Source organism: Allomesorhizobium aridi, from assembly GCF_043769475.1.
Lineage (GTDB): Bacteria > Pseudomonadota > Alphaproteobacteria > Rhizobiales > Rhizobiaceae > Allomesorhizobium.
Map to the genome: position 1 here is coordinate 2,226,298 of NZ_CP171729.1, position 25,875 is coordinate 2,252,172.

At 60.1% G+C, this 25,875-nt stretch carries 20 protein-coding genes and 4 pseudogenes; 14 read left to right on the forward strand and 10 right to left on the reverse strand.

Annotated features, from left to right (window positions below; translation table 11 throughout):
* Positions 1-40: 40 nt before the first annotated feature.
* A pseudogene (locus ACG873_RS13010) lies at positions 41-1,809 on the reverse strand (adenylate/guanylate cyclase domain-containing protein).
* Positions 1,810-2,257: 448 nt separating this feature from the next.
* The gene (locus ACG873_RS13015; protein ID WP_394892234.1) at positions 2,258-2,968 is read right to left on the reverse strand and encodes a thermonuclease family protein; all 711 of its coding nucleotides are present in this window, start codon (positions 2,966-2,968) and stop codon (positions 2,258-2,260) included.
* Between the two features lie 296 nt (positions 2,969-3,264).
* Here ACG873_RS13015 and ACG873_RS13020 point away from each other — a divergent pair, with 296 nt between their 5' ends.
* Positions 3,265-3,951 carry a recombinase family protein gene (locus ACG873_RS13020; RefSeq protein ID WP_394892235.1) on the forward strand — a complete coding sequence of 229 codons (687 nt, stop codon included), beginning with the start codon at positions 3,265-3,267 and terminating at the stop codon, positions 3,949-3,951.
* Positions 3,952-4,424: 473 nt separating this feature from the next.
* Here the strand turns inward: ACG873_RS13020 and ACG873_RS13025 are convergent, their stop codons facing one another.
* The 5 genes and pseudogenes from ACG873_RS13025 to ACG873_RS13045 form a co-directional block, all read right to left on the reverse strand.
* Positions 4,425-4,733 carry a cyclic nucleotide-binding domain-containing protein gene (locus ACG873_RS13025; RefSeq protein WP_394892237.1) on the reverse strand — a complete coding sequence of 103 codons (309 nt, stop codon included), beginning with the start codon at positions 4,731-4,733 and terminating at the stop codon, positions 4,425-4,427.
* An 82-nt stretch (positions 4,734-4,815) separates the two neighbouring features.
* Positions 4,816-7,032, reverse strand: coding sequence for an EAL domain-containing protein (locus tag ACG873_RS13030; RefSeq protein WP_394892238.1), 2,217 nt, complete (start codon positions 7,030-7,032; stop codon positions 4,816-4,818).
* 146 nt (positions 7,033-7,178) lie between these two features.
* A pseudogene (locus ACG873_RS13035) lies at positions 7,179-7,361 on the reverse strand (transposase); the annotation flags it as partial.
* A gap of 124 nt (positions 7,362-7,485) precedes the next feature.
* A complete protein-coding gene (locus ACG873_RS13040) occupies positions 7,486-8,310 on the reverse strand; it encodes an IS5 family transposase (RefSeq protein WP_394892240.1) in 825 nt (274 codons plus the stop codon).
* A 110-nt stretch (positions 8,311-8,420) separates the two neighbouring features.
* Positions 8,421-9,245, reverse strand: a complete 825-nt coding sequence (locus ACG873_RS13045; protein WP_394885740.1) for an IS5 family transposase — start codon at positions 9,243-9,245, stop codon at positions 8,421-8,423.
* Between the two features lie 847 nt (positions 9,246-10,092).
* Between ACG873_RS13045 and ACG873_RS13050 the strand changes: the two genes are divergently transcribed.
* The 5 genes and pseudogenes from ACG873_RS13050 (at position 10,093) to ACG873_RS13070 (ending at position 15,920) form a co-directional block, all read left to right on the forward strand.
* Positions 10,093-10,620, forward strand: coding sequence for a DUF982 domain-containing protein (locus ACG873_RS13050; protein ID WP_394892241.1), 528 nt, complete (start codon positions 10,093-10,095; stop codon positions 10,618-10,620).
* A gap of 245 nt (positions 10,621-10,865) precedes the next feature.
* On the forward strand, positions 10,866-11,525 hold the full coding sequence (locus ACG873_RS13055; RefSeq protein ID WP_394892242.1) for a DUF982 domain-containing protein: 660 nt from the start codon (positions 10,866-10,868) through the stop codon (positions 11,523-11,525).
* 2,265 nt (positions 11,526-13,790) lie between these two features.
* A pseudogene (locus ACG873_RS13060) lies at positions 13,791-14,153 on the forward strand (hypothetical protein); the annotation flags it as partial.
* A 195-nt stretch (positions 14,154-14,348) separates the two neighbouring features.
* The gene (locus ACG873_RS13065; RefSeq protein WP_394893486.1) at positions 14,349-15,578 is read left to right on the forward strand and encodes a calcium-binding protein; all 1,230 of its coding nucleotides are present in this window, start codon (positions 14,349-14,351) and stop codon (positions 15,576-15,578) included.
* Positions 15,579-15,685: 107 nt separating this feature from the next.
* Positions 15,686-15,920, forward strand: a pseudogene (locus ACG873_RS13070) (DUF6429 family protein).
* Here the strand turns inward: ACG873_RS13070 and tnpC are convergent.
* From tnpC to tnpA, 3 genes are all read right to left on the reverse strand, one after another.
* On the reverse strand, positions 15,901-17,490 hold the full coding sequence (tnpC, locus tag ACG873_RS13075) for an IS66 family transposase (RefSeq protein WP_394888994.1): 1,590 nt from the start codon (positions 17,488-17,490) through the stop codon (positions 15,901-15,903). The pseudogene ACG873_RS13070 and the gene tnpC overlap by 20 nt on opposite strands.
* A gap of 97 nt (positions 17,491-17,587) precedes the next feature.
* Entirely contained in the window at positions 17,588-17,935 is a 348-nt protein-coding gene (gene tnpB, locus ACG873_RS13080; RefSeq protein ID WP_394892243.1) for an IS66 family insertion sequence element accessory protein TnpB, read from the reverse strand.
* Positions 17,932-18,315, reverse strand: coding sequence for an IS66-like element accessory protein TnpA (tnpA, locus tag ACG873_RS13085; protein WP_394893487.1), 384 nt, complete (start codon positions 18,313-18,315; stop codon positions 17,932-17,934). The genes tnpB and tnpA overlap by 4 nt, the downstream gene beginning before the upstream one ends.
* A 615-nt stretch (positions 18,316-18,930) precedes the next feature.
* Here tnpA and ACG873_RS13090 point away from each other — a divergent pair.
* The 8 genes from ACG873_RS13090 to ACG873_RS13125 all read left to right on the forward strand — a co-directional run bounded on the left by ACG873_RS13090 (position 18,931) and on the right by ACG873_RS13125 (position 25,616).
* Complete coding sequence (locus ACG873_RS13090; protein WP_394892245.1) at positions 18,931-19,224, forward strand: hypothetical protein; 294 nt, start codon at positions 18,931-18,933, stop codon at positions 19,222-19,224.
* A 70-nt stretch (positions 19,225-19,294) separates the two neighbouring features.
* Positions 19,295-20,308, forward strand: coding sequence for an N-acetylneuraminate synthase family protein (locus tag ACG873_RS13095; protein WP_394892246.1), 1,014 nt, complete (start codon positions 19,295-19,297; stop codon positions 20,306-20,308).
* Positions 20,305-21,462, forward strand: coding sequence for a UDP-N-acetylglucosamine 2-epimerase (neuC, locus tag ACG873_RS13100; protein ID WP_394892247.1), 1,158 nt, complete (start codon positions 20,305-20,307; stop codon positions 21,460-21,462). The genes ACG873_RS13095 and neuC overlap by 4 nt, the downstream gene beginning before the upstream one ends.
* A complete protein-coding gene (locus ACG873_RS13105; protein ID WP_394892249.1) occupies positions 21,449-22,156 on the forward strand; it encodes a cytidylyltransferase domain-containing protein in 708 nt (235 codons plus the stop codon). Before neuC ends, ACG873_RS13105 begins: the two co-directional genes overlap by 14 nt.
* Positions 22,153-23,118 (forward strand): NAD(P)-dependent oxidoreductase, encoded by a 966-nt coding sequence (locus ACG873_RS13110; RefSeq protein WP_394892250.1) that lies wholly within the window; start codon positions 22,153-22,155, stop codon positions 23,116-23,118. Before ACG873_RS13105 ends, ACG873_RS13110 begins: the two co-directional genes overlap by 4 nt.
* On the forward strand, positions 23,115-23,966 hold the full coding sequence (locus tag ACG873_RS13115; protein ID WP_394892251.1) for a class I SAM-dependent methyltransferase: 852 nt from the start codon (positions 23,115-23,117) through the stop codon (positions 23,964-23,966). Before ACG873_RS13110 ends, ACG873_RS13115 begins: the two co-directional genes overlap by 4 nt.
* A 7-nt stretch (positions 23,967-23,973) precedes the next feature.
* On the forward strand, positions 23,974-25,353 hold the full coding sequence (locus tag ACG873_RS13120) for a surface carbohydrate biosynthesis protein (protein ID WP_394892253.1): 1,380 nt from the start codon (positions 23,974-23,976) through the stop codon (positions 25,351-25,353).
* Positions 25,354-25,463: 110 nt separating this feature from the next.
* Complete coding sequence (locus ACG873_RS13125; RefSeq protein ID WP_394892254.1) at positions 25,464-25,616, forward strand: hypothetical protein; 153 nt, start codon at positions 25,464-25,466, stop codon at positions 25,614-25,616.
* The last annotated feature ends 259 nt before the right edge of the window (positions 25,617-25,875 follow it).

Genomic DNA, 25,875 nt, shown 5'->3' on the forward strand with positions numbered 1-25,875 from the left:
GGATGACTGCAGAGGTTCCGAATCAAGACATTTCCCTAGATTACACCAAGCCAGCCTTGCGAAGCCCGTCCACCACCAACTCGAAATCCTCGGGGTTCTTGTAGGGCAGTACTTTGCGACGGTATTCCAGGGAGTAGTTGGGATTGACCCGTAACATCTCCTGCCAAGCCGCCCGGGCCTCGTCGAAACGGCCCAGATGGCCATAACTGGCAGCCAGCAGCGCGCGCGAGACATCGGTAACGGGATTGCGGGTCAGCCGCTCTTTCAGCAAGCCAACCGCCTGTTCGTATCTTCCCAGTTGAAACGACGCCAAGGCTTGGAAGTGCAATAGCACGTCCGGAAAGTAAGGGTTCAAGACCTTCGCCCAATCGAAATACTTGAGTGCCTCATCGGCCCTGGCCGAGTAATACAGCGCCTGGCCGAGGCTGACGTGCCCTTCAGCGAAGTTCGGATTGAGGATTATCGCACGCTGGGCCTCGCTGATGGCCACGTCGTGCCGTCGCGAATACAATTCAACGATGCTCAGCGCCCAGTGCGCCCTAGGATCGCGATCATCCAGCGCTACCGCCCGCGTCGCAAGCTCTTCCGCTTGCTCGCGCGAATTCGGCGGTGACGGGCTCCATCCGTTCAAGTAGTCGAGTACGTGGGTAAGGGCCAGGAACGCATGGGCCGAGGCGAAATTCGGGTCCAGTTTGATTGCACGTTGCAAAGGTCCCGGGCGGCGACGTTCGTCTCCTTCGTCAGCCGGTGCCACAGCTCTCGGCCGCGCAGGAAATAGTCATACGCCTCAATATTGCCGGTGTGCTCGGGTGCCAGCCGCTGCCGGTCGCCCTCCGTCAGGTTGAGCGCGAGCGCATCCACGATCTGCTGAGTGACATCGTCCTGCACCGCGAATATGTCGGTCAGGTCGCGATCGAAGCGCTCCGCCCACAGATGTCCGCCCGTCGTTGCGTCGATAAGCTGCGCGGTGATCCGTACCCTGTTGCCGGATCTACGGACGCTGCCTTCCAGCACGTAGCGTACGCCGAGGGTTCTGCCGACCTCTTGCACGTGGACGTTCTTGCCCTTGAAGGTGAACGACGAATTGCGAGCAATGACGAAGAGCTGCGGCAGCTTTGAGAGAGCCGTGATGATGTCTTCCGAGATTCCATCGGCGAAATACTCCTGCTCAACATCACCGCTCATGTTGGCGAACGGCAGCACGGCGATCGACAGCTTCGGCGGCAGTTCCGTCGTCGGCCGGCTTGTCACGGGCTGTGAGGTCGCGGTTGCCTTTGCCTCGGTGGTACCGACACGCAACGAATACACCCGGATCGGCTCGGCGATGTTCTTGAGCTGCGTGTTGCCGAGATCGCTGACTGAGAGGTCAAGCCGCGTCTTGACCTGGCGATAGGCATCCTCGGACAGGCAGATGGCGCCGGGCGCCGCAACACCCTCCAAACGCGAGGCGATGTTGACGCCGTCGCCCATCAGATCACCGTCGCTTTCCACGACTACGTCGCCGAGATGAATTCCGATCCGGAACTCGATGCGGCGGTCCTGCGGCACGCCGGCATTGCGCTCGACCATGCCATTCTGCACTTCCATGGCACAGCGCACGGCGTCTACCACACTGCGGAACTCGACCAGTGCGCCGTCCCCTGTGCGCTTGATCACGCGTCCGTTGTGGACAGCGATGGTCGGGTCGATCAGGTCGCTGCGCAATGCCCGCAACCTCGCTAAAGTGCGGTCTTCGTCTGCGCCAGCCAGCCGGCTGTACCCGACGACGTCGGCGGCAAGGATCGCGGCTAGCTTCCGGTTCTCGCTCATCGAGCCATCTCCCATCACCATAATACCACGAAGACACAGGGAATGATGACGTTTAGCTCGTCTCACAGGGACGGCGGTGAGACGGAGGCTCGGCATCTGTTCGCCGTTAATCCCGATCGGCTGTTGACCGCGTGTCGGCTTGACGATCCGCCCAGGCGGGCCTCTCTCGCAAGAGCCACCACGCCCAGCCAGCGAAAGTGACGACCAGGAAGGGATAAGCGAAGAACGGCAGCGGCGACGCGGTGGGCAGGACTGGCTCGCCCCAGAAAATCCTTGCGGCGGTGATCAAGAACAAGACTGAAGCAAAGATGCCGAATGCGCGGACCCAAATCGGGAATTGCTTCGGTAGGCTAATGAGTAGAAGCGCTGTCGCGCTTAGCGCGACGCCAGCGCCGAACGAAGGAATACTCGCGATCGCCCCGACGCTCGGCTTACAATCAGTCGAGATTCATCTGCGCGACTTTCGCCAGCCGGCCTGCCTTGCCTCCTGCTCCGAGCAGAACCAGCGCTCGCCCTTGCCGGCCGAGATGCGGGTCCTGTTGTAAAATTCCTGACCGGGAAGGTGATAGATCCGCTCACCCTTGTTGCTCAAGTTGCCCTTGATGCTGCATTCCCCGCTCAAGGTTCCGAAGAGCGGAACAATTCCTGATTTCCCCTCGTCATCGTTCTCGGATCGCCACTCCCATGGCTCCTGAAACGATCCCGACCAAAGCGCGCGCTTCGCCTGCCGCGCGGACGCCTGCTCTCCTGCGTAGGCTCCCCCGCTGTATTTTGGCCAGTCGAGCGCATGTCCGCTCTCGACCAACCACGCTGCTACGCTCTCTCCGTCAGCCCTGAAGCAGTTTCCGACGTACCGTCCATATCTGTCCCACTCGACGAACTCGCACCTTATCGGCCGGGATTTGGCCAGGAACTCATCCAGCGCCTCAGCGGCTGCCGCGCCGCATTGATAACGGAACCCCTGTGCATCCTCGCACTGTTGCGATGATTCCGGCGCATCGATCCCATTGAAGCGGACACGCTGGCCGGCAACTTCGATAGTATCGCCATCGACGACGGAAGCCCGGCCCTGAATTGTTTCGGCTGGTGGGGCAAAGACATTCAGGTTGAAGTCCGCCGCCGTGCCGACATAGACCACGCCAGAGAAGGTCACCAGCATTGCCAGCGGTAGCCAAACAGGCGTGCCGCGACCGCGGCGAGGGTTCCCTCCACTCCGCCGTCTTTGTGCCGGCCTCCTGCCGAATTCGGCAATCTTGCCCACCCGCAATGCCCCCCTGGCACGCTCCCATGCAAGAGAAGCACAGATGTTCATTGTAGTCGAATCAAGGCGCGGGCGCGCTCGCCGCGGTGCACCAAGAAGGAGCAGCCAAATATCTGATAATGCTTGCCTATCATCGGCTGGCGAGCAAACTGCAAACGGTGGTTTGCAGTTTGCACACCCGCAGGATGAGCACGATGAGCAGCGCGATTGCCTACTTCAGGGTTTCGACACAACGACAGGGCCGATCCGGCTTGGGCATCGAAGCTCAACGCGCTGCGGTCGCGCGCTTCGCCGAAGCGGCTGGCATCGTCCTTCTTCAGGAGTTCACCGAGGTTGAAACCGGCAAAGGAGCCGATGCGCTTGACCGTCGGTCTCAGCTTGCAGCCGCCCTCGCCGCAGCCCGCCAGGCAAAATGCCCGGTGTTGGTTGCCAAGCTCGATCGACTCTCGCGCGATGTCGCATTCATTGCCGGACTGATGGCGCAGCGCGTGCCGTTCATTGTAGCCGAACTCGGTGCTGACGCAGACCCCTTCATGTTGCACCTCTATGCGGCACTCGCCGAAAAGGAGCGGCGCATGATCTCGGAGCGGACAAGGTCCGCCCTCGCCTCGCGGAAAGCCTACGGCACGAAGCTGGGCAACCCGAGCAATAGTGCCATGGCGGCGGCCAAGGGTCGCGCGGTCTCAATCCAGGAAGCTGACCGGTTCGCCGGAGCCGTTCTGCCGATCATGCAGGAAATTCAGAAAGCTGGCGTTACCAGCCTCCGTGGACTGGCCATTGCTTTGAATAACCGTGGCGTCCGAACGGCACGCGGTGGCCAATGGCAAGTCTCGAACGTTAGGAACCTGCTAGCCCGTCTTCCCGCCAGTCCGCTTTTATAATCGGGAATATCCTTTATTCGGCAGCAACCAGAAGAAGAATTGGTGTTTACCCAGCAGAGCCAACACTATTCCACCAGGTCAACAACTCTGTCACACTACTTCTGCGGCGACGATTCGCTGTTGGCCGGTGCTGAATTGGGTTACTCCCGCCCGTAGTACCGGCCACTTTGCCGCTCCTAAGGGTGGACATTTCTTGCCCGACGCAGCGACACTTTTTTCGCTGTCAACCAACGGTAAGGCGGCGGCGCATGACCGGAGGGATAGTGGAAAAAAGGCCGGCGCATCGCTGAGGAGCGAGGTGGGGGGCACGCCGGCCTTCGCCATATGGGGATATGGGCAGGGTCGATTTTACGCCAGCGCAACCCTGATTCATGCTTGGCCAATCGTATAGGCCATCACTCCTTTGGTGGCGGACTTCGACCGGCCCGCTATGCCAGCGATGGCGGGTTCACGGTTCCGGAAGCGGCGTCCCGCTATCGGCCCTCGTTCGCATCACGCAATCGAGCTATCAAGGCTCGGATGAAGGCAATTGCCTCATCTGGTTTGTTGCGGATTTCATCGAGAAGTTCGGCCTCTGAATAGGCGGCGCAAACCGTGTATTCTGCGGAGACGATCGTTGCGGAGCGTGGTCTGCTATCTATAAGGCCCATTTCACCAAATATCTCGCCGGGCCCAATGCGTTTCGTTCGACCGTTCGGCAAGTGAGTGTCTACACTACCGACCACGATCAGATATGCGCGTTCGAACCGCACGCGGTGGCCATGGGCAAACTCGTTGAACAAGTGAGTAGGCCAACCCCATTGTCGTCGCAGCCGCGTTCAAAGACGGCGCGTTGAAAAACCAGCTGCGTGGTCTCTGCTGGGGTTATGCCGCGGTGTTCTTAATCACGCGCAATTCGCCTTTGCCCAGCCATCGGGGAGCGGCCGTCCTGCTTTCGCCGTTTGTATGCTGAGTGAACTCGGATATCGGGCACGGCCGGCCCAGAAGATAGCCCTGCATCGCGTCGCAGGCTTCCGCACGCAGAAAGCCCAGTTCCGCATCTGTTTCGACACCTTCCGCCAGAACCGGGAGCTTTAAACCGCGAGCGAGGCCAAAGACTGCGCGCATGACGGCGGCTGCCTCGTCGCTGGTATCCACCGCCCGGACAAGGGACTGGTCGACTTTGATTTTATCAAACGGGAAGGCCCGCAGGTTGGACAGCGACGAATAACCCGTACCGAAATCATCCATGGCGATCTGAACGCCAAGGCTTTTGAGCTGCCGCAGGGCGGCGAGCGCCCGCGCGATATCCTTGATCATGCAGGATTCGGTAATTTCCAGTTCAAGACGGATCGGATCTAGACCGGTTTCTTTCAGCACTTCCCGGACCAACTCGGGCAAATTTCCCCCATGGAGTTGCATAGCCGAGACGTTGACGCTGATTGCGAGCGGTTGTTGCCAGGTTGCCGCTTCGGCGCAGGCGGTCCGCAGCACCCATTCGCCGATCTTCAGAATGGCGCCACATTCCTCCGCGATCGGGATAAACACCGCCGGCGGAATGGCGCCGCGATCCGGATGATCCCACCGGAGCAGCGCTTCGAAACCAAAAACCTTGTTGGATAGGAGTTCCGCCTGCGGTTGATAGACAAGGCGGAGCTCCTTGCGCGAGATCGCATGACGGATGTCGTGCTCAAATTGGCGACGATCGCGCAAATGCTCGCCCATGGAAGGTTCGAAAACGCAATAAAGGCCGCGCCCCTGCATCTTGGCCTCATAAAGCGCCGCGTCGGCATGGCTCAGAAGCGTCTCCCGATCGGCTGCATCGTTGGGGAATACAGCGATGCCTATGCTGGTCCCGATGGTAACGCCGGCGGGCAGGTTGGCCCCGGTGTCATTGAATGCATTCAGGATGGCTTCAGCGGTGCGCGTTGCATAGGCGGGGCTCGGCAGACCGGGGACGATCACGGCGAACTCGTCGCCGCCCAAACGCGCGACCATCTGCTCTGGCTTAAGGATGCTCCTGATCTTCTCGGCCACACACTGCAGCACGGCGTCTCCGACGAGATGACCGAAGAGGTCGTTGATCTCCTTGAAGCGGTCAAGATCGAGGAAGAGCACGGCAAGGCACTGGTCGGCGCCACGAGACTTCGTGAACTCGGCCTCCAGCTTCTCGTTGAAGCTCGTGCGGTTCGGAAGCTTGGTCAGGGGATCGTGATGGGCAAGGAAATGAATTTCCTCCTCCGCCCGCTTGCGCCCGCGGATATCGCGTACGGCAAGAACCTGATGCGGCTTGCCGGCATAGAGGATGCTGTGCTGGATCAGCTCCACCGGGACCGTGCTGCCGTCGGTCGCGCATAGCGCCACTTCCAGCGGGTGTTGTGGGGAGCCCGTGAGCTCGCGTTGGCAAACCGTGGGAAAGAAGGACGCGATCAAGCGGCCGACAGGCTGAGCGCCGTCGACGCAGGCGAGCGCGGCAAAACTGCGATTGGCTGCAACGATCTCGGTTTCGTCGCACACGATCAGCCCCTCGACGGCCGCGTCGGCCAGCTCCTGCATACGCGCTGCTTCGCCGGCTCGCCGGAGGTCGCGCAGATCGAGGGCAAGGCCAATAACGGCCAAAAGGATGATGAAGATGGAAACGAGAGCTACGCCAACTGCCATCCATTCCGCGGGCAACGCCATGGCGGAAATGCCAATGCGCGGATCTGGAATGATTGCGACCGCGCCCATCGCCGTGAAATGGTGGCTGCAAATCGCTACCGTCAGCACGACGGCGCCGAGCGCCTTCCATTTGATCGTGTTGGCGCGAAGAGCAACCGGCAATGCGGCTGCGCCGAACAGCCCACCAAAAATGATTGAGGCGGCGACGAGCGGTACATCCCAGACGAGGCGGCCAGCGATCTCGAAGGCGGCCATGCCAGTGTAGTGCATCACTGCGATGCCGCCGCCCACGATCGCACCGCCGATCCAGCGTCCATTTGGAACGCGCGGCGAGATGCCGATCGCAAGACCCGTTCCGGTCAAAGCGATCGCGGCCACCAACGAGACAATCGTCAGGGCGATGTTGTAGCCGCTAGGCACGGCGGGCTGGAAGGCCAACATGGCGATGAAATGCGTCGCCCAGATGCCGAAGCCGGTGGCGACCGCGGCGACTGCCAGCCAGATCCGTCGCATTTCGCGCTCGCTGCGTCCGACATGGTGGAGGAGGTTGACGGCCGTGAAGGAGGCCATGGCGCAGATCAATGCACGCCGCTGTCGCGCTCGGCCTTCTTCACCCACTCATGCAGCGTCTGCGCCGTGCAGCCGATCTTGGCGGCGATTGACGAAACCGCCGCCCACCGCGAGGCATGCTCGCCTTCGTGATCCAGAACCAGCCGAACCGCGCGGGTTCGGACCTTGGGAGAGAACTTGTTGGTCGTCTTGCTTGTCATGGCTCCACCTTCTCAGGAGGAGTTGAAGCCTCCGATCAACCCGGCGCGGTTCAATTATGCGTAGCGCGTCAGGCCCTATTCCAGCAAAAAGCTTAGAGCCTGAATCAAAAAGGATGTTTTGATATCAAGCTCTTGCGAGCCTGCGTGTGAGCAGGCGAATGTGGGCGACGTATAACCAGGCTTCTGCGGAGGCGATGGATTTCTCCCAGTCCTTAGCCAGCCTGCGGCATCGCCCCAGCCATGCGAATGTGCGCTCCACGACCCAGCGGCGCGGCAGGACCTCGAAGCCTTTGGCTTTGTCCGTCCGCTTGACGATCTCCAGGGTGAACGTGCCGATCTTTTGCATCGCGCCCTTAAGCTTCGGCCCGGCATAGCCGCCGTCGGCGAAGACGTGTCGCAGCCACGGCCAGCGTTCGAGAATGGTCTTGAGGGCAGCCGGTGCGCCGTCCCGGTCCTGGATATCGGCGGCATGGACGACGAGACCGACCATCAGCCCGATGGTGTCGACAACGATGTGACGCTTGCGCCCGTTGATCTTCTTTCCTGCGTCGAAGCCCCGAATTCCGCCGCTTTCCGTGGTCTTGACCGATTGGCTGTCGATCACGCCCGCCGTCGGACTCGCTTCCCGACCCTCGGCCTCGCGCGCCGCCATGACGAGGCTGTTGCTGATGGTCCGCAACAGGCCCTCCTCACGCCAGCGATAGAAGTACTTCTGCACCGTTGAAAAGGGTGGGAAGTCTTTCGGCAGCAATCGCCACGCGCCGCCCGACGAGGCGAGGTAAAGAAGTGCGTTCATGACCTCGCGCAGGTCCGTCTTGCGCGGCCGGCCGATGCGGTTCGCCGACGGCATCATCGGCGCAATCAGCGCCCACTCCGCATCGGTCAGATCGCTTGCGTAACGGGCGCAACGCCGCTCATAATGCGCACGGGTGATTTCAGTCCAGGCCATCGTGATCTCCATCGAATCTCGCAAATCCGACGGAATCACAACCTGCTGAAATCACTCAACTCTTTTTGGAACGGACACTTAGAGCCTGAATCAAAAAGGATGTTTTGATATCAAGCTCTTGCGAGCCTGCGTGTGAGCAGGCGAATGTGGGCGACGTATAACCAGGCTTCTGCGGAGGCGATGGATTTCTCCCAGTCCTTAGCCAGCCTGCGGCATCGCCCCAGCCATGCGAATGTGCGCTCCACGACCCAGCGGCGCGGCAGGACCTCGAAGCCTTTGGCTTTGTCCGTCCGCTTGACGATCTCCAGGGTGAACGTGCCGATCTTTTGCATCGCGCCCTTAAGCTTCGGCCCGGCATAGCCGCCGTCGGCGAAGACGTGTCGCAGCCACGGCCAGCGTTCGAGAATGGTCTTGAGGGCAGCCGGTGCGCCGTCCCGGTCCTGGATATCGGCGGCATGGACGACGAGACCGACCATCAGCCCGATGGTGTCGACAACGATGTGACGCTTGCGCCCGTTGATCTTCTTTCCTGCGTCGAAGCCCCGAATTCCGCCGCTTTCCGTGGTCTTGACCGATTGGCTGTCGATCACGCCCGCCGTCGGACTCGCTTCCCGACCCTCGGCCTCGCGCGCCGCCATGACGAGGCTGTTGCTGATGGTCCGCAACAGGCCCTCCTCACGCCAGCGATAGAAGTACTTCTGCACCGTTGAAAAGGGTGGGAAGTCTTTCGGCAGCAATCGCCACGCGCCGCCCGACGAGGCGAGGTAAAGAAGTGCGTTCACGACCTCGCGCAGGTCCGTCTTGCGCGGCCGGCCGATGCGGTTCGCCGACGGCATCATCGGCGCAATCAGCGCCCACTCCGCATCGGTCAGATCGCTTGCGTAACGGGCGCAACGCCGCTCATAATGCGCACGGGTGATTTCAGTCCAGGCCATCGTGATCTCCATCGAGATCTCGCAAATCCGACGGAATCACAACCTGCTGAAATCACTCAACTCTTTTTGGAACGGACACTTAGACGACAGTTCCTTCCATGACCTCGGCCGCGACGATCAAAGAAGAACCATCCCTATAAGGCTTTGTTCAAGTTTTGATCATACATTTTTCAGGAAGATGGGCGCGCTTTCCGATCGGGCTAGAGCATGTTGAAAGTCTACTCCTGCATTGCGACGCAGCATGATTTGCGTTTGGTCGCGCTGGCGGCGTGCCGGTGTGCCTAAGGATGTGGCGACGAAGCTGAAGGCTTTGGAACGCGAGAACCGCGAGCTTCGGCAGGCCAACGAGATCCTTCATTGAAGCGGCGCGGGAAGCCGATATCCTGATCGATAGCTGACGTGGCAGCCTGTCTACTTGCAGTCGACGTTTCGTGGCGAGGGCGTCTTGGGAGGAACTGTCCGGGACGCTGCTGTGGATTTTGCACGCGGGAGAAAAGCGAGAGGCGGTACTGTCGATTTCAACGGAACGGCTTCAATTGGGCAAAGCCGCTCAACCGTGCCTACGCCTATCATGCCAACGCGCACCCTTCCTTAACGCTCTGCGTCTGGCAGGCTCGCGGCAAGCGAGAGGCACAACCGCTATGCCGTTCCGCAATGTCATCTAATCTGCCATATTGAAATTCGCAGCCCCCCTCGGGCGAAAGGTCGAATAGGGGAATAGGCTGCTGTGGGCTACATTTTCCCGCAAGAGCGCGAAGTCCTGTGGGCTCAGACCGCGCAAGTCGGAGACTGGAAGTCGCTGCGCTGAGCGCCCGGCGTATCCTGGATCGGCGCGACCGCATCTCGTTTGCATGCCAATGTTTCAGCTTTGAAACCAAAAGGCTTTTTCGCTGAAATCGTCCTGAAACATCGGGAGCGCATTGATCCGCCGCCTCATGCGGAAGACTCCGTGTCGGTGAGTATTCGAGGAAGAATTGCCATGCCCATATTCGATGAAATCGGACGTTTCGGCGCGGCGCTCAGGAAAGCGCGCCGCAACAGCCAGGCGATCCGCGTGCTGACGCCGGAACTGCAGAAGATGAAGCTGCCCGACGACAAGTCTTTCGGCCAGGCGGTTGCGGTATATGGAGATCGAGCCGGTGATGTCTTCAATATCGGCAGCGCGCGTGAGGCCTCGGATTGGTTGCTCTACGAATGGCCGGACGGCACGATTGACAGCCTTAAGGCGCGCGCGGCGCGGCAGGCCTGCGCCGCGGCCCTGGACGGCGGCGATGCGGAGATTGCTCGCCTGGCGTTCCGCCTGGCCGTTGAGGAAGCGGGCAACCTCATCGGCGACGTCGACCGCGTCCACAAAGGCGCTGATCCATCATCCTGAGCCTGTCGAAGCGTCACTCCGCCGCCTCCATGCCCCGCGCCCGCGCGGCATGCTCAGACATGATGATGCCGCAGAACACCCTGCGGTCATCGACGCGCGCCCCGAGTGCCGGTGGGCAGGTGCATCAGGCCGCCTTCTCATCTTGAACCGTCATAAGGCCGACAACACATTTTGCCATGGTCGCCGACGATCACTTACGGCGGCTTCTTCACACGCCCGAACCGTTCAACAATTTGGAGGAACGCATGAACGTTGCGGCATTCAGCAGCCCCGTCTTCGTCAAGCATGGAGCTTACCTGGTACAGGAGATTGTCGATCTCCCAGGCGCTATAGACTTTCTGGAGGAATGGCCGGGGGATCGTCGCAGCCTGATCCATGAAACAGCCCTTCGCGCATGCTACCAAGCACACGATGGATTAAAGCCGATGGGCGTGGCGCGCGAGGCCTTTGTGGGGTTCGCGAAGCGAGCTGGAATCTTGGAAGACCCGGAGGCCGTAATGCCGTGGATCGCTGCTTCCAGTTCGGGCGGTGGACAGGTGCAGGTTCAGGTTCATTTTGCGCCGATCTGGGTTCAGCCCAAAAACGCAAAAAAGCCCGCGCCTCCTAAGAGACGCGGGCTTTCGCGGCAGCAATTACAGCCAGACATAGGATCAGCATTTGCAGGATTGTTGCTCGTGGCCAACCGTTGGCAGGAACTTTTCGGCCGATTGCGAGTAAATCCTTGCCGCAGATCGACGAGCGGATTGCTCCACTCCTCAAAAATGCAGCAAGAATTGTCAAGTCACGAGGCAACATATAATGCTAGGTTCTCGCAGTTTAACCCACATGATTTCTCGATCGTCGCTCCGATAAGAATAGCGAAGCATCGACGATCTAACTCCATTGCCGAGTCACTGCCCGGCTGATAGATATCCCCACGGGCAAAGAATCGCGTTGCGCCGAGAGCCAGCGCACTAATGGGCAGGGGGGACGAATGGCGGCGACGCTGTTTACCGCGACCAATGACGCGGGGAACATGGAACTGTGGATCACCGACGGATCAGGCGGTCGGGCCACGCTGGTGACGGAAATCGCCCCCGGTACACTCGGATCAGGTCCAAGCAACTACGAAGTCGGAACGGGCACTCCCCTTCCCTTTGCGGTGCTCAACGGTTTCGCGTACTTCAGCGCGAACGACGGGGTGAACGGCACCGAGCTTTGGCGGACCGACGGAACGGCTGGCGGGACAACAAGGATAACCGACTTTGCCGGCGAAACCATGGGAATGCCAAACGGGTTCAATCCCTCCAATATTGTCGTTGCCAATAACCAACTCTTCTTTCTGGGCACCGGCCCGGGCGGTCAGAACGGTGTTTTCAGGAGCGATGGCACAGCTGCCGGTACGACCTTTGTCTCCGCCACCGATTTCCCATCCCAGTTCATGGCCAGTGGCAACCGGGTCTACTGGACCAACGAGCCTGGCAACTTCTCCCAACTTGTTACCTCCGACGGAACGACCACTACGGTCATCGCGAGCGGAAATCCGGGCGCGAACCTGATCAGCCTCGATGGGGGCCTCGGCTACTATGCGACGAGCAATTCGCTGAGCTTCATAAACGGCACCACCGTCACTGCGGTGACAGGGGGCGCGGTTCTAGGCACTGCCAACCACATCAACGTTAACGGAACCCTGTTCTACACGACTCAGGGTGGCAACGCCCTCTACAAAGCCAACGGCGCGACGGGGGCCTTGGTGAACAATATAGGCCTGGACTTTGCTTCGTCCGTGCCGAGTTTTGTCGCGTTTGGCGATAAACTCATCTTCAGCAACACCAACTTGGCGACCGGCACGGAGCTCTGGATCTCCGACGGAACGAACGCCGGTACGGTACTGTTGAAGGACCTGGTCACCGGAACCACCAACGGCCTTCAGGACAGCGGCAATCCGCAGTCCCTGGTCAAGGTCGGCGATGTCGTGTTTTTCCAGGCCAGCGACGGCAGTGGCGGCGTCGATCTGTGGAAAACCGACGGAACCACCGCGGGCACCGTGGTCGTCAAGCACATTCTGTCGGGGAATCCGGGGCCGAACGGGACCCAGCCGGCGCCGCTCCTCGTCAACATGACGGAATCGAATGGTCTCCTGATGTTCGGGGCCGAAGACGGCGTGAGCGGTTCCGAGCTCTGGCGCAGCGACGGTACGGCCACCGGAACTTTCATGGTGAGCGAGATTAATCCTACGACGGGAGCGTTCGGCAGCTTCGACAGCTCCCTTCCGTTCAGTTCGGCGACACTTGCGGGGACCACGTTCTTTACTGGAGCCAGCCTGACCGGAGGCTATGAAATCTGGTCCACGAACGGCAATGAAGGCGCCACGCAGCAGTTTATGGACATCAACCCCGGGCACCTAAATTCGCTCGCAGGAAACTTTACGCTCGCCGGCTCGCAGATATTTTTTTCGGCTGACAATGGCGTCAACGGCAAGGAGCTTTGGGTCACCAACGGGACGGCGGCCGGGACGCACCTGGTCCTGGACATCAATACGGGCTCCGACAGCGGCCTGGCTACCTTCTTCAATTCCGCCTTCATTACCGCGTTCGGCAACAGCGTGCTGTTTTCTGCCGACGACGGCACAAACGGGCAGGAACTGTGGATCAGTGACGGCACTATGGGCGGCACCTCCATGCTCGCCGACATGAATCCCGGCAGCAGCGGCGGAATTCCCAACGGCTCCTTCCCGGCTGGCTTCGTGACCGCCGGCGGCAAGGCCTATTTCTTCGCCAACACCGCCGCCAACGGCTATGAGCTCTGGGTAACCGACGGGACGGCAAGCGGTACCCATATCGCCAAAGACATCATGTCCGGTGCAAACAGTTCCAACGCCTCGAATCTTGTGGCCTTTGGGAACAAGATCGCATTCACCGCCGACGACGGTGTCCGCGGCACCGAAATCTGGCTGAGTGACGGCGCAGCCTCGGGCACCGATATCCTCAGGGACGTCAACCCCGGCGCAGGCTTGTCTTCTAACCCGAACAGCTTGGTCGTTGCCAGCAACAAGCTATTCTTCACGGCCAACGACGGCGGCGCGAACGGACAGCAGGTATGGGTGAGCGACGGCACGCTTGCCGGGACTGCGCCGCTGACGAACGTAAGCAATTTCCAGCTGTCGAGATCTCGTCGCGGCCGGCAGCAACGTGTTTTTCACCGGCTTCACGGCGGCGGCCGGCCAGGAACTTTACGTCACCAATGGCGGCGCGCCGACGCTTCTCAATCTCGCCGCTGGAAATATCGGCTCCAATCCCTTCAATCTCACGGCAGTTGGAAACCGGGTTTTCTTTCAGGCAACCGGTCTGGCCAGCGATGGCGCCGAACTCTGGGTCAGCGACGGGACCGGCCTTGGCACCCATCTAGTAAAGAATATCAACACGACGGCCAACCAAGGCTCCAACCCAACAAACTTCGTTGCCATTGGAAACAAGCTGTTCTTCGTTGCAGACGATGGAGTCAATGGCCAGGAACTCTGGGTCAGCGACGGCACCAATGGCGGCACGCACCTCGTGAAGAACATCAACGAAACGGCGGGTCAGGGCTCGAGCGTCTTCAACCTGAAGGCCGTCGCCGGCGGTCGTGTGCTGTTCCTCGCGAACGACGGCGTGAACGGGCAGGAGGAATGGATCAGCGACGGGACAAGTGCCGGCACTTTCCGGGTAACCGATCTCATCCAGCCAAATAGCTCGGGGGTCGGCGGTTTCGTGACGCTTCCGACAATTCTTGGCGACGGCTCCGAAACCCTAAACGGGACCATTCACGACGATCAGATTAATGGCCTCGGCGGCGCGGACACGATCAATGGTCTGGCCGGCAATGACATCCTGAATGGAGGGACCGGCATCGACACCATGACCGGCGGCGACGGCAACGATATATATTTCGTTGACGCCATTGGCGATGAGGTATTCGAGGCTAATGGGGCGGGTACCGGCATTGACACGGTGCGCACTTATGTAAGCTACTCCGTTGTGTCGCAATTCGTCGAGAATGTCGTGCTGCTCGGCAACGGCAGCATCAATGCCGTGGCTAACAACCTCAACAACACCATCACTGGCAACTCCGGCAACAATACCATTAACGGGCGCAGCGGCGTCGACAGCATGACTGGTGGGAATGGAAACGACACCTACTTCGTTGACGCCATCGGCGACCAGGTCTTCGAGGCCAACGGGGTGGGCACGGGCATCGACACGGTGCGCACCTATGTAGGCTATTCCGTGGTCTCGCAGTTCGTCGAAAACGTCGAGCTTTTGGGCAGCGGCTCGATCAACGCCATCGGCAACAATCTTGCCAACACCATCACCGGCAATGCCGGCAACAACGCCATCGACGGCCGGGGCGGCATTGATGTCATGGAAGGTGGCTTGGGCAACGACACCTACTATGTCGACAATGTGCTCGACAAAACGATCGAAGCCAATGTCGCCGGCACCGACACCGTCTACACCACCGTGTCCAAGGCTTTTGTCGACCAGTTCGTCGAGGTGATCCGGCTCTCCGGCTCGGGCAACATCAACACGACAGGCAACAGCCTCGCCAACACCATCGTCGGCAACGGCGCCAACAACGGGATGAATGGCCGGGAAGGCGCCGACACCCTGACGGGCGGCTACGGCAATGACACCTTCGTCTTCAACACGGCGCTCGGTGCAACGAACATCGACACGATCACCGACTTCAAGCCCGTCGACGACACGATCCAGCTCGACAACGCCATATTCACGACGCTTGGACTGGGCGTGCTGGCGGCCGGCGCTTTCCGCACCAATGTCACCGGCGCCGCGCAGGACGCCGACGACCGCATCATCTATGAAAGCGATTCGGGGAGAGTCTGGTATGACAGCAACGGCAACGCTGCTGGCGGAAACTTCCTGTTTGCTGACCTCGCCGGGGGCCTCGCGCTTACCAACAACGATTTCCTCGTCACCTGATCAAGCGGGCAATCACGCGGGCAGGAGCGGTATGCCGCTCCTGCTTTTGCGTTGTAAGCATCCGGTCTGGACCGCGGCAGATGCGCGATCCGTGCTAGACTGGGCGGATGGAGATCGACACGGACAAGATCGATGATGCGGTCTTGGCGCTGCTTTGGCTGACGCTGCACAATGAACGATGCGCCTGGAAGAGCTTCGATTGGAATGTGACGGATCGTCTGCATCGGAAGGGGCTGATTTGCAGACCCTGTGAACAAGGCTAAGTCCTTGGTCTTGACGGACGAAGGTCTTCAGCGTTCGGAGGAACTGTTCCGCGCGCTGTTCACGCGGCCGAGGCCATAAGCATCTGGCGGGGCTGCCAATGCCACGGAAGCAGTTCATGAAGCCGGTTCTGCGGCGTATCGGCGATGCGGGCGAGGACGTCGGCCAGCCAGGCCTGCGGATCGACGTCGTTGAGTTTCGCCGTCACGATCAGCGTCGCCATGGCCGCCGCCCGGGCAGCGCCGCGTTCGGAGCCGGCGAACAGCCAGGATTTGCGGCCCAGGGCAAAACCGCGCAGCGCCCGTTCGGCGGCATTGTTCGTAAGACAAATCCGGCCGTCCTCGATGAAGCGGGCAAAGCGGTCCCACCGCCGGAGCATATAGTCGATCGGCTTGGCGACAGAGGCCGAGCGCGACAGGCGGGAGCGCTCGTCCCGCAGCCATTCTTCGAGCTTCATTAACAGTGGGACACTTCTTTCCTTGCGTGCCGCCAGCCGCTGTTGAGCATGCAGGCCGTTGATGTCGCGCTCGATGTCGAACAGCGCGTCGATGCGCTTCACCGCCTCCAACGCCACCGGAGAGATCGCCGGCGCCTTCTTTCCGCGCCCCGTATTGGCGGCAATGTCGGCGAGCTCGAAGAACTGGCGTCGCGCATGGGCCCAGCACAGCGCCGGTGTGATTGGTCCCTGAGCCCGCGACGGATCGTAAAGCGTGTTGTACCCGCTATAGGCGTCGGCCTGCAGGATGCCGGTGAAGTCTTGCAGATGGCGCTCGGGGTGATCCTGTCGTCGATCACGCGAAGCGTAGTAGAGCGCGGCCGGCGGCGAGGTTCCGCCAAACGGCCGGTCGTCACGGACATAAGTCCAGATGTGGCCGGTGGCCGTCTTGCCCTTGGCCAGGATGGGCACGGTGGTGTCGTCGCCATGCAGCCGCTCGGCGGCAAGCACATGGGTCTCGATCAGCGCATGCAGCGGCTGCAGCACCAACGTGCAGGCGCCGACCTGGTCGGCCAGCGTCGACACGCTCAGATCGATGCCTTCGCGGGCGTATCGTTCGCTCTGCCGGTTCAGCGGCTGATGCTGACCGAACTTCTCGAACAGGATCATCGCCAAAAGGTTCGGGCCGGCGAAGCCCCGCGGGGTTACGTGGAAGGGCGCCGGTGGCTGCGCGATCTTCTCGCATTCCCGGCACGAGAACTTTTCGCGCACCGTCTGGATCACCTTCCACTGGCGCGGGATCACTTCCAGCGTCTCCGTCACGTCCTCGCCCAGCTTCGACAGTTTCGCCGATCCGCAGCAGGGACAGCTTTCGGGCGCGGCGATGACGACGCGCTCGCGCGGCAGGTGCTCTGGGAACGGCTTGCGCGACGGCCGCTTGCGCTCGAACGATTTGACCGACTGCGTCTGCGCCGCCGCTTTCTCGGCGGCCAGCTCGTCCTCGGTGGCTGACGCCTCCAAATCCTCCAGCTGCAGCTCCATCTGCGCCAGGAGCCGCTCCTTGCGCTCCGAGCGGCTGCCGTAGAGTTCGCGCCGCAGCTTCTCGATCTCCAGCTTGAGGTATGCGATCAACGCTTCTGTCGAGGAGCTCACCGCTTGAGCACGCGCCGCAACGGCCTCCGCCTCCATGCGCGCGGCCCGCTCGGCGAGGATCATCGCATGGGCGCTAGCAAGGTCGGACGGAAGCGAATCAGGGGCGGATTTCACAGGCCCGAGCGAATCACATCCTCCCCCGATCGCAAAGACAAAACCGCTACCCCATCGACGTCGGGCGCCAGGTTTCCTGCGGATTTCGCCAGTCGATCCCGGAGAGCAGATAAGCGAGTTGGGCAGTCGAGATCGTCACCACGCCGTCGGCCGGCGATGGCCACAAAAAGCGTCCCCGCTCCAGTCGTTTGGTGAACAGGCACGCCCCCTGGCCGTCGTGCCAGATGACCTTCAAAAGATCACCCCTGCGGCCGCGGAAGCAGAATAAATGGCCACCCAGCGGGTCACGCTTCAGCACCTCCTGGACCTGCAGAGCCAGCGACGGAAAGCCCTTCCTCATGTCGGTGTGACCAGTGGCCAGCCACACCCGAACGCCAGTCGGGACCGGAATCATCCTTGGCGCGCCAGAACCCGCAGAACACGGGCAAGAGCGTTGTCATCGACCTGATTGTCGACCCGCACGAGATAGCCATCAGAGAACTCGATCTCGATCCGCCCCGCGCCCGGCGCAGGAGCACTGGTCATCCTTGGCGGCGAAGATTCTGTCGCTGCCACGGCGTCGTCGACGACTTCAACCGGCAGAAAGGCGCCGGCCGCACGAACGCGTCTCACCCCAAAGGCGCGACGCCAGCGATAAATCAGCGACCGATCGAGATCATGGCGGCGCGCCACCTCGGTCACCGTGACCCCGGGCTCCAGCGTTTCTGAGACAAGCTGCTCCTTCAGCGCCGTCGACCAGCTCCGACGCCGACCTGTCCCACTCACAATCTCCATCCGATGAATGGACACGTGGCTATCCTCGCTGCTTGCATCGTGGTCATGAAATCAACCACGACAACAGCGCTTCACCTCCTCACAAACAAGGCGGTCCTCACCGGGTGCTAACTTTGCGTTCGACTTTGGACATCGTTGACTGCCGCTCTGCGCCCAAGCGCGTCGGCTCTAGCATGAGGTGACCGGCGGTCGTAACCCATTCCGCGAAGTAGTTTGCGCATTCGGCGGGTAGCGCGGTTGAGGATGTGAGCAATCGCGTCGGAGACGGTTTCGACGTTGTGAACCGCACCGGGTCTGCCGGAGCCGTTTCGTTTGAGTCACGCGGCCATGGCTGGCTCTTCCAGCATGGCGTAAAAGCAGCCCGTTAAGAGTGCCGGAAATCTTACGGGATTAGATCATGTGCGGTCGTTACACTCGATATCTGAGGCGATCACCGGCGGGAAAGCGCCTTGGATGCAGACGCCGAGATCTGACCACCATCCGGGCGTTCCAAGCGTCGGTTTGACAAAGACATAATCGCCACACTTTGATAACGCCATACAGTTTTGATAGTACTACAGAACACACGCAACGAATCGTGTGCCAAGTGGCACCGGGCGCCATCGGCGAGGTACGATGATGGTCGATAATGTGATCCGATTTGGCCGGAAAGTCCGATCGCTTCAACCGGGCGAGGTCAATTGGCATGATCCTGAGGTGAACGGACACTCCGGTGCGACCCTGCAAGTCGATACCACAACGCAATTGTGGATCGGCGGGCTCGGCGAACCGGACATGCCTTGGACAATGATCCTGGAGACGCTAGGCCAATCGCAGATAGTTGGGCCGTGTGAGAGTCAGGAAGCTGCATGGGATCTGGTCCGAGTGCTGTCGGCCGCCATCCAGCGAACAGCACGCGCGAACAAATGACTGAAAAGACCGACATACCTAAAACCGGATATGGAGCCATTTCAGTAAGCATGGGCTTGGAATCAGAACAATGAATTCGGGACGGTGCTTTGTCATTGCCGAAGTTGCACAGGCTCACGATGGGAGCCTCGGACAAGCTCATGCCTTCATCGATGCAGTCGCTCGCACCGGCGCATCGGCAGTCAAGTTTCAGACACACATAGCTGATTGCGAAAGTTCGCCTGACGAGCCCTTTCGCGTCCGGTTCAGTCTGCAGGACAAGAGCCGGTATGACTATTGGAAACGCATCGAGTTCTCGCCAGAAGAATGGGCAGGATTAAAAATCCACGCCGAGGAGCGCGGCCTGGTGTTCATGAGTTCACCATTTTCTATCGAGGCGGTGAACTTGCTCCTGAAGCTGAATGTGGTCGCATGGAAAGTTGGCTCGGGCGAATTGGAATCGATCGAGATGCTGGAGGCTATGGCGTCATCGAGGCGACCCATCTACCTGTCTACCGGCATGAATTCTTACCCGGAACTGGATGGCCTCGTGACGTGGCTTCGCGAACGTCACGCCGCTTTCACCCTTATGCAATGTACGACACAGTACCCGAGCAGCTTGGCGCAGGTCGGGCTCAATGTGATTGCTGAATATAGGCGCCGATACAATTGCCCCGTGGGACTTTCAGACCACTCCGCTAGTATCTTTCCATCCTTGGCTGCCGTCACTCTCGGCGCTTCCGCTCTCGAAGTTCATGTAGTACTGAGCAGGGAGATGTTTGGGCCTGACACGAAGGCGTCGGTGACTATCGACGAATTGAAAACCTTGGTGGACGGCGTCCGAGAAATAGAAACCATGCTGGATAAGCCTGTGGATAAGGATGCGCTTGCAAAGGAGTTGGCACCGTTGAAAACGATGTTCGGCAAAAGCGCGTATTCCCGCACGCAACTGACTGCGGGATACCGTTTGCGCCGTGACGACGTTGTGATGCTGAAGCCGGGCGGCGGTATTGCAGAGCGGCACATAGGAGAGTGGATCGGCAGACCGCTGGCGCGCGCGGTCCCATCGCGGCATCGGCTTTCTTGCGAAGACTTCGCCGAATGAGGCGCAAGATATGCGTTGTCATAGGCAGCCGGGCAAACTACGCGCGCATCAAATCGGCCATGACGGCGCTTCGAGAGAACCCGGCGGTCCAGCTGCAACTGGTCGTGACAGCGTCTGCGCTGCTTTATCGCTTCGGTAACGCTGTCGAAACGATCAGAGCCGATGGATTTGTACCCGACGCCACACTCTATTGCAGCATCGATGGAGAGAATCCGGCCACAATGGCCAAGTCAACCGGGCTGGCTATCATAGAGCTCTCCACGACCTTTCTCACGTTGGCTCCCGACATCGTTCTGACTGTCGCAGACCGCTACGAAACACTCGCAAACGCAATTGCGGCCAGCTACATGAATATCGCCGTGGCCCACACTCAGGGCGGCGAGGTTTCGGGCTCGATCGACGAAAGCGTGCGTCATGCGATAACGAAGCTTTCGCATATTCACTTCCCGGCGACAGCCCGTGCTGAGCAGGTGCTGCTTAGGCTAGGAGAGGATCCTGATCGCGTTTTCAGGACGGGTTGCCCATCGCTCGATCTCGTCTCGGAGATTGACCTCACCCTCACGCTCGAGGCGATTGGCCGGTATGGAGGCACTGGTGCGGCGCTGGACTTTTTGAGGCCCTTCTGCCTCGTCGTCCAGCATCCCGTAACCACTGAATATGGGCGGGGCGGTGAACAGATAATTGAGACGATTGCAGCCATCGACAGACTTGGTATGCAAGCGGTATGGCTCTGGCCGAACGTCGATGCCGGCTCGGACGATGTCTCCAAGCGCATCCGTGCCTATCGCGAGACCCGCGATCCGCCTTTCGTCCATTTTTACAGGAATTTCTCGCCTGAGGATTATTTGCGCTTCTTGGCGGCGTCTTCCTGCATCGTCGGCAATTCGTCGAGTGGACTTAGGGAGGCGGCGCTCTTGGGCACTCCTGCGGTCAACATAGGATCACGGCAGGATCGACGCGAGCGGGGCGTCAATGTCGTGGACGTACCCCATTCCGCCGAAGCCATCGCCGCAGCTGTGACAAGGCAGGTTGACCACGGTAGATATCCGTCCGATCCGCTATACGGCGACGGGCAGGCCGGCGTTCGAATTGCGAACGTTCTGGCAACGGTGCCGCTGAATATCGGAAAACGGCTACACTATGATATCATCTAGCGGCGGCACGAAGGTCCTGGCAATAATACCGGCCCGCGGCGGATCGAAAGGCATTCCGCGAAAGAACGTCCGAATCCTCGCCGGCAAGCCTCTCTTGGTGTATTCTGTTGAGGCGGCATTGCATGCGAGGCGCGTCGACCGCGTGATCGTGACCACCGACGATGACGAGATCGCTCAGGTGGCTGAGCGGGTGGGCGTCCACGTTCTCAGACGGCCTACTTACCTAGCGGACGATGCTGCGGCCATGCTGCCGGTGGTCACCCACGCGCTTGACTGCTGTGAACAGCGGGAGGGACCTTTTGACATCATCACATTGCTACAGCCGACCTGCCCCTTTAGGCGGGCGGAGGACGTCGACCGGTCAATCTCCATGCTCGACGACGTGGCGCTCGACGGCGTCATCGGCGTCTCCAGATTAACGCACCAGCACCCGGCCAGAATGTATCGGATCGTCGACGGCCTGCTTGTGTCGGCGGATGAAGCAGGCGCGTCCGCAAATCGGCAGGATTTGGCGGAGGTCTACCAGCGGAATGGAGCGATCTACACGGCTCGCTGCGCTGCGGTTCGGACCGAGCAAAGCCTGTTCGTAGCCCGCTCAGCGCCGCTCGTGATGACTGCCATCCAGAGCATTAATATCGACGAGCCATTCGACTGGACCGTTGCCGAAGCGTTTGCGCGCGAACATCTTCGATGAGGGCGATCAACCTCGACCCCGATCGGTATTCGCCGAGGGCGCGTGCGATACTTGAAGCAGCGGGCGTCGTCGTGGACGACGGTCCGCTGTCGCACACCGACTTGGAGGCATGTATCGCAAACTATGACGTGCTTATTCTGCGCTTCTCACATCGCCTGGATGCGCATCTCCTCGCTAGGGCAAAACGTCTCAAAGTCATTGCTACGAATGCGACCGGCGTCGACCACATCAATATCCAGCATGCCGAAGCGAACAGAATAAGAATCGTATCACTTCGTGACGACCAGGAATTTCTCAGAACTGTCCATGCCACCGCGGAGCTTACCTGGGCATTGATCCTGGCTCTGGAGCGGTCATTGCACGCGGCAATCGCATCGGTCCAAAAGGGGGAATGGAACCGGGACCGCTATGTAGGGAAGGAACTTGCCGGGCGGTCACTCGGCATCCTCGGCTTTGGCCGGATCGGCGAAAAGATCGCTAGATATGCCTCCGCCTTCGGCATGGCTGTCGGAGCATACGATATCGCGTCGAGGAGTGCCGCGACGCCGGTCATCTGGCATGATACGGCCGCGAGCCTGTTCTCGGCGTCGGAAATTGTCACCGTTCATGTGCCTTACAACCCAGACACGCAAGGGTTGGTTGACGCAAGCTTGATTGCTCGGATGCCACGCGGCGGACGATTGATCAACACCGCCCGCGGCGCGGTCGTTGATGAGGCCGCAGTGGTCGCTGCGCTGCGATCTGGACATCTCGGTGGGGTCGCCGTAGACGTACTAGCCGGTGAGCATGAGCCCGGCTGCCCGCAGGCCTCTGCGCTTTGGCAACTGGGGCAGTCGGACGAACGTGTGATCATCACGCCCCATATTGGCGGCGCAGCGTTGGAGGCCTGGGAGAAGACGGAAATCCGCATCGCCGAAAGGACGGTAGCGGTTCTCCGAGATATGGCGGCGGGGCAAGAATGAGCGGCACGCAAGAATTCGGCGACGCTTGGAACAACCGGATCAGTGCGGAGACAAGCTACCTACACTGGACTCGAGGGGAGCCACAGACCCAGATTCAGCTGGCCTTCCGCCAGCACTGGCTGCTCTTCAGCGAGATCATGAAGAGCACCCCACCGAAAGGAAAACGATGCGTCGAACTCGGTGCCGGCCGCGGCACGATGTCGATGTATTTCGCTGACGCCGGGTGGGAGTGCACCCTTGTCGACACATCGGCTACGGTCCTGCAAGTGGCCTCGTCCGCCTTCCGCGAGCATGGTCTTAGCGCAGAGACGGTAATCGCCGACGCGACGCGCACGGACCTGCCGGAGCGTTCATTCGACGTCTGCGTATCCATAGGCCTATTGGAACACCTTTTGGATCTAAAAGCCGCTCTGGCGGAGCAGGTCCGTCTGCTAGCGTCGGGCGGCCTGCTACTCGCCTATGTCGTGCCCGAAAAAGCCTGCATCGTTCAGGAGGGCTGGGGCTGGCTGAACGATGTATTGCGCAGCTATTACGAACTTACGCATACGCCGAAGTCCGGAGGCATGAAACCGGCAGTATATCGCGACAATGCTGATATCGAATCGTACCGTACAATCCTCGCCGATTTGCCCGTGTTCGATGTCCAAGCGTCGGGCGTCTATCCGCTGCCGATGCTATCCCCGTCGATCTCGTTTCCTTTCACGCTCAATCCGCCAGCGATCGAGCGGCGCTTGGTCGAGCACTTTTCAGGGATTCTCGCTGAGCGCGAGCGTCAATATGGCTCTAATCCATGGCTATGCGACGAGGACTACGGCCAAGCATTTCTTGTCTGGGCGCGCAAGCGATGAGGCAATTGTGACGAAAATTGCGGTTTCCGACCGGCGTTGGGCCCGCTTGCCCGTGGAGCTTTCCGTCCGGGAGCTTGACGCCAAGCTTCTCCTTGCCGGCGTTTTAGCGGACAGCGGATGGGGTGTCTTGATCGGCCAGGAGGCTCAGGTGCGAAGCGCGCGTTTGCCGGGTCCCTCCGTCCACTACGACAAAAGCATTGCGCCGGGGATGACAAAGGCGCTCACCACCGCACTTGGCGACGGCAGCATCTTCACGGCGAACTGCGAGGAAGGGTTGGTCTACCTCGATGCTCCCACCTATGTGCGACGAAAAATCAGCGCAGACAATCTTGCCGCCTGCTCTACCTTTTTCTGCTGGGGAGAGCATCAGGCGGACGATCTGGTAGCTACCTTTGGTCTGGATCACGCCCGCCTCATTTTGTCGGGCAATCCACGGGTGGACTTGCTCCGCCCAGAAATGCGTTCCTTCTACGAGCCCAGCGCCAAGTCCATCCGAGAGCGGCATGGACAGTTCATCCTCTTCAACACCAAATTCGGCAGGTTCAATCCCTTCATTGGACGCGAAAAATTCTATGAGATGGCAAAAGGGTCCTGGGGGCTAATTAGGACGGAGGAGGAGGACGCAAAGTTCAGGAATTCGGTCCGGCATCAGGAAGAGACGTTTGAGCACACGATCCGCTTAATCGACACTGTTGCTGCGAGCCGACCCGACATCGCTGTCATTGTGCGTCCACATCCTTCGGAAAACTGGTCGACCTATCTCCATCGCTTCGGATCATCCAGAGGGATAAGCGTCGCAACGGCGGGCAGCGCAGTCGAGTGGATCGCTGCTGCCTCTGCAATGGTCCATAGCGACTGCACGACCGGCGTCGAGGCATTCGTGCTCGACCGGCCGTCAATCTGCTACGAACCCCTGAACGAGGCGGACTATGACATCGAACTGCCGAGGATGCTGAGTTTAAGGTGCGGAACGGACGACGCCGTGCTTGGCGCGATCGACGCTGCGCTGGCGGGTAGGACTCTTCTTGATCCGGCTGCGGCAGTTGCGATGGCCCAGACGGCTCAACACCATATGGCGAATATATTCGGTCAGCCGGCCGTAAATGTTATTGCGGAACGATTTGAGCCCTTCGATCTTGCCCGCGTCTCTTTGCATCGCGAGGTCGCCCAGCAGTGCTTTGTAAATGCGGTCGAAGTAGGAGATGCGTTAGTGGTTGACCATCACATAGATCCCAGCCAGCAGAACTACCGCGCTCAAAAATTTCCGCTCCGTCACGCCGACGAAATCGCATCGACCCTGGGCCGCCTTGGGCGAGCCACAGGCCAGTTCACCGCTCTTCATGTAGCCGAACTTACCGAGAATCTGTTTTGCGTCTATCGGCCCTGATCCGGCGACGACGGCGGCCCGCCAAGCCGGCTGCTTTCCCAGAACCTCGGCGCACAACTGCAATTCTACCGCGTCCGCCGGGCGCAACTGCTGGAGCCTATCAATACGCTATGAGCGACGAGCCTCCACGCGTCATCATGATCGCGGAAATCGTCGAACCCGTTGAGCTGCGCAAGATCGAGGATCATTGGTGCGAGCACCCCGCCTGCAAGAAGTGGGGCAGCTTCGGATTTGCCGACCGATATCGCACCGACTGGTTGTGAATAAGCACCGAAGGTTGACCCCGTGCAAAGACTCGGTAACGCCTTGATTTGCTGACATGAAATGGAGATCGGGCGGGGTCACGATCGGCGCGCTGATGATGACCCTACAGCGTCGCGAATTTGCTAGCAAAGTCACGCACTTATTACCTTTTGAGAAGGGGGCAACTTTCGGTGCTGATTCACACCTGCGAGAGAATGTTGGATTCCAGTTCCCTTCCCTCCGCCAGTCCAGTTGCGAAACTGTTCACCTATCCGACAG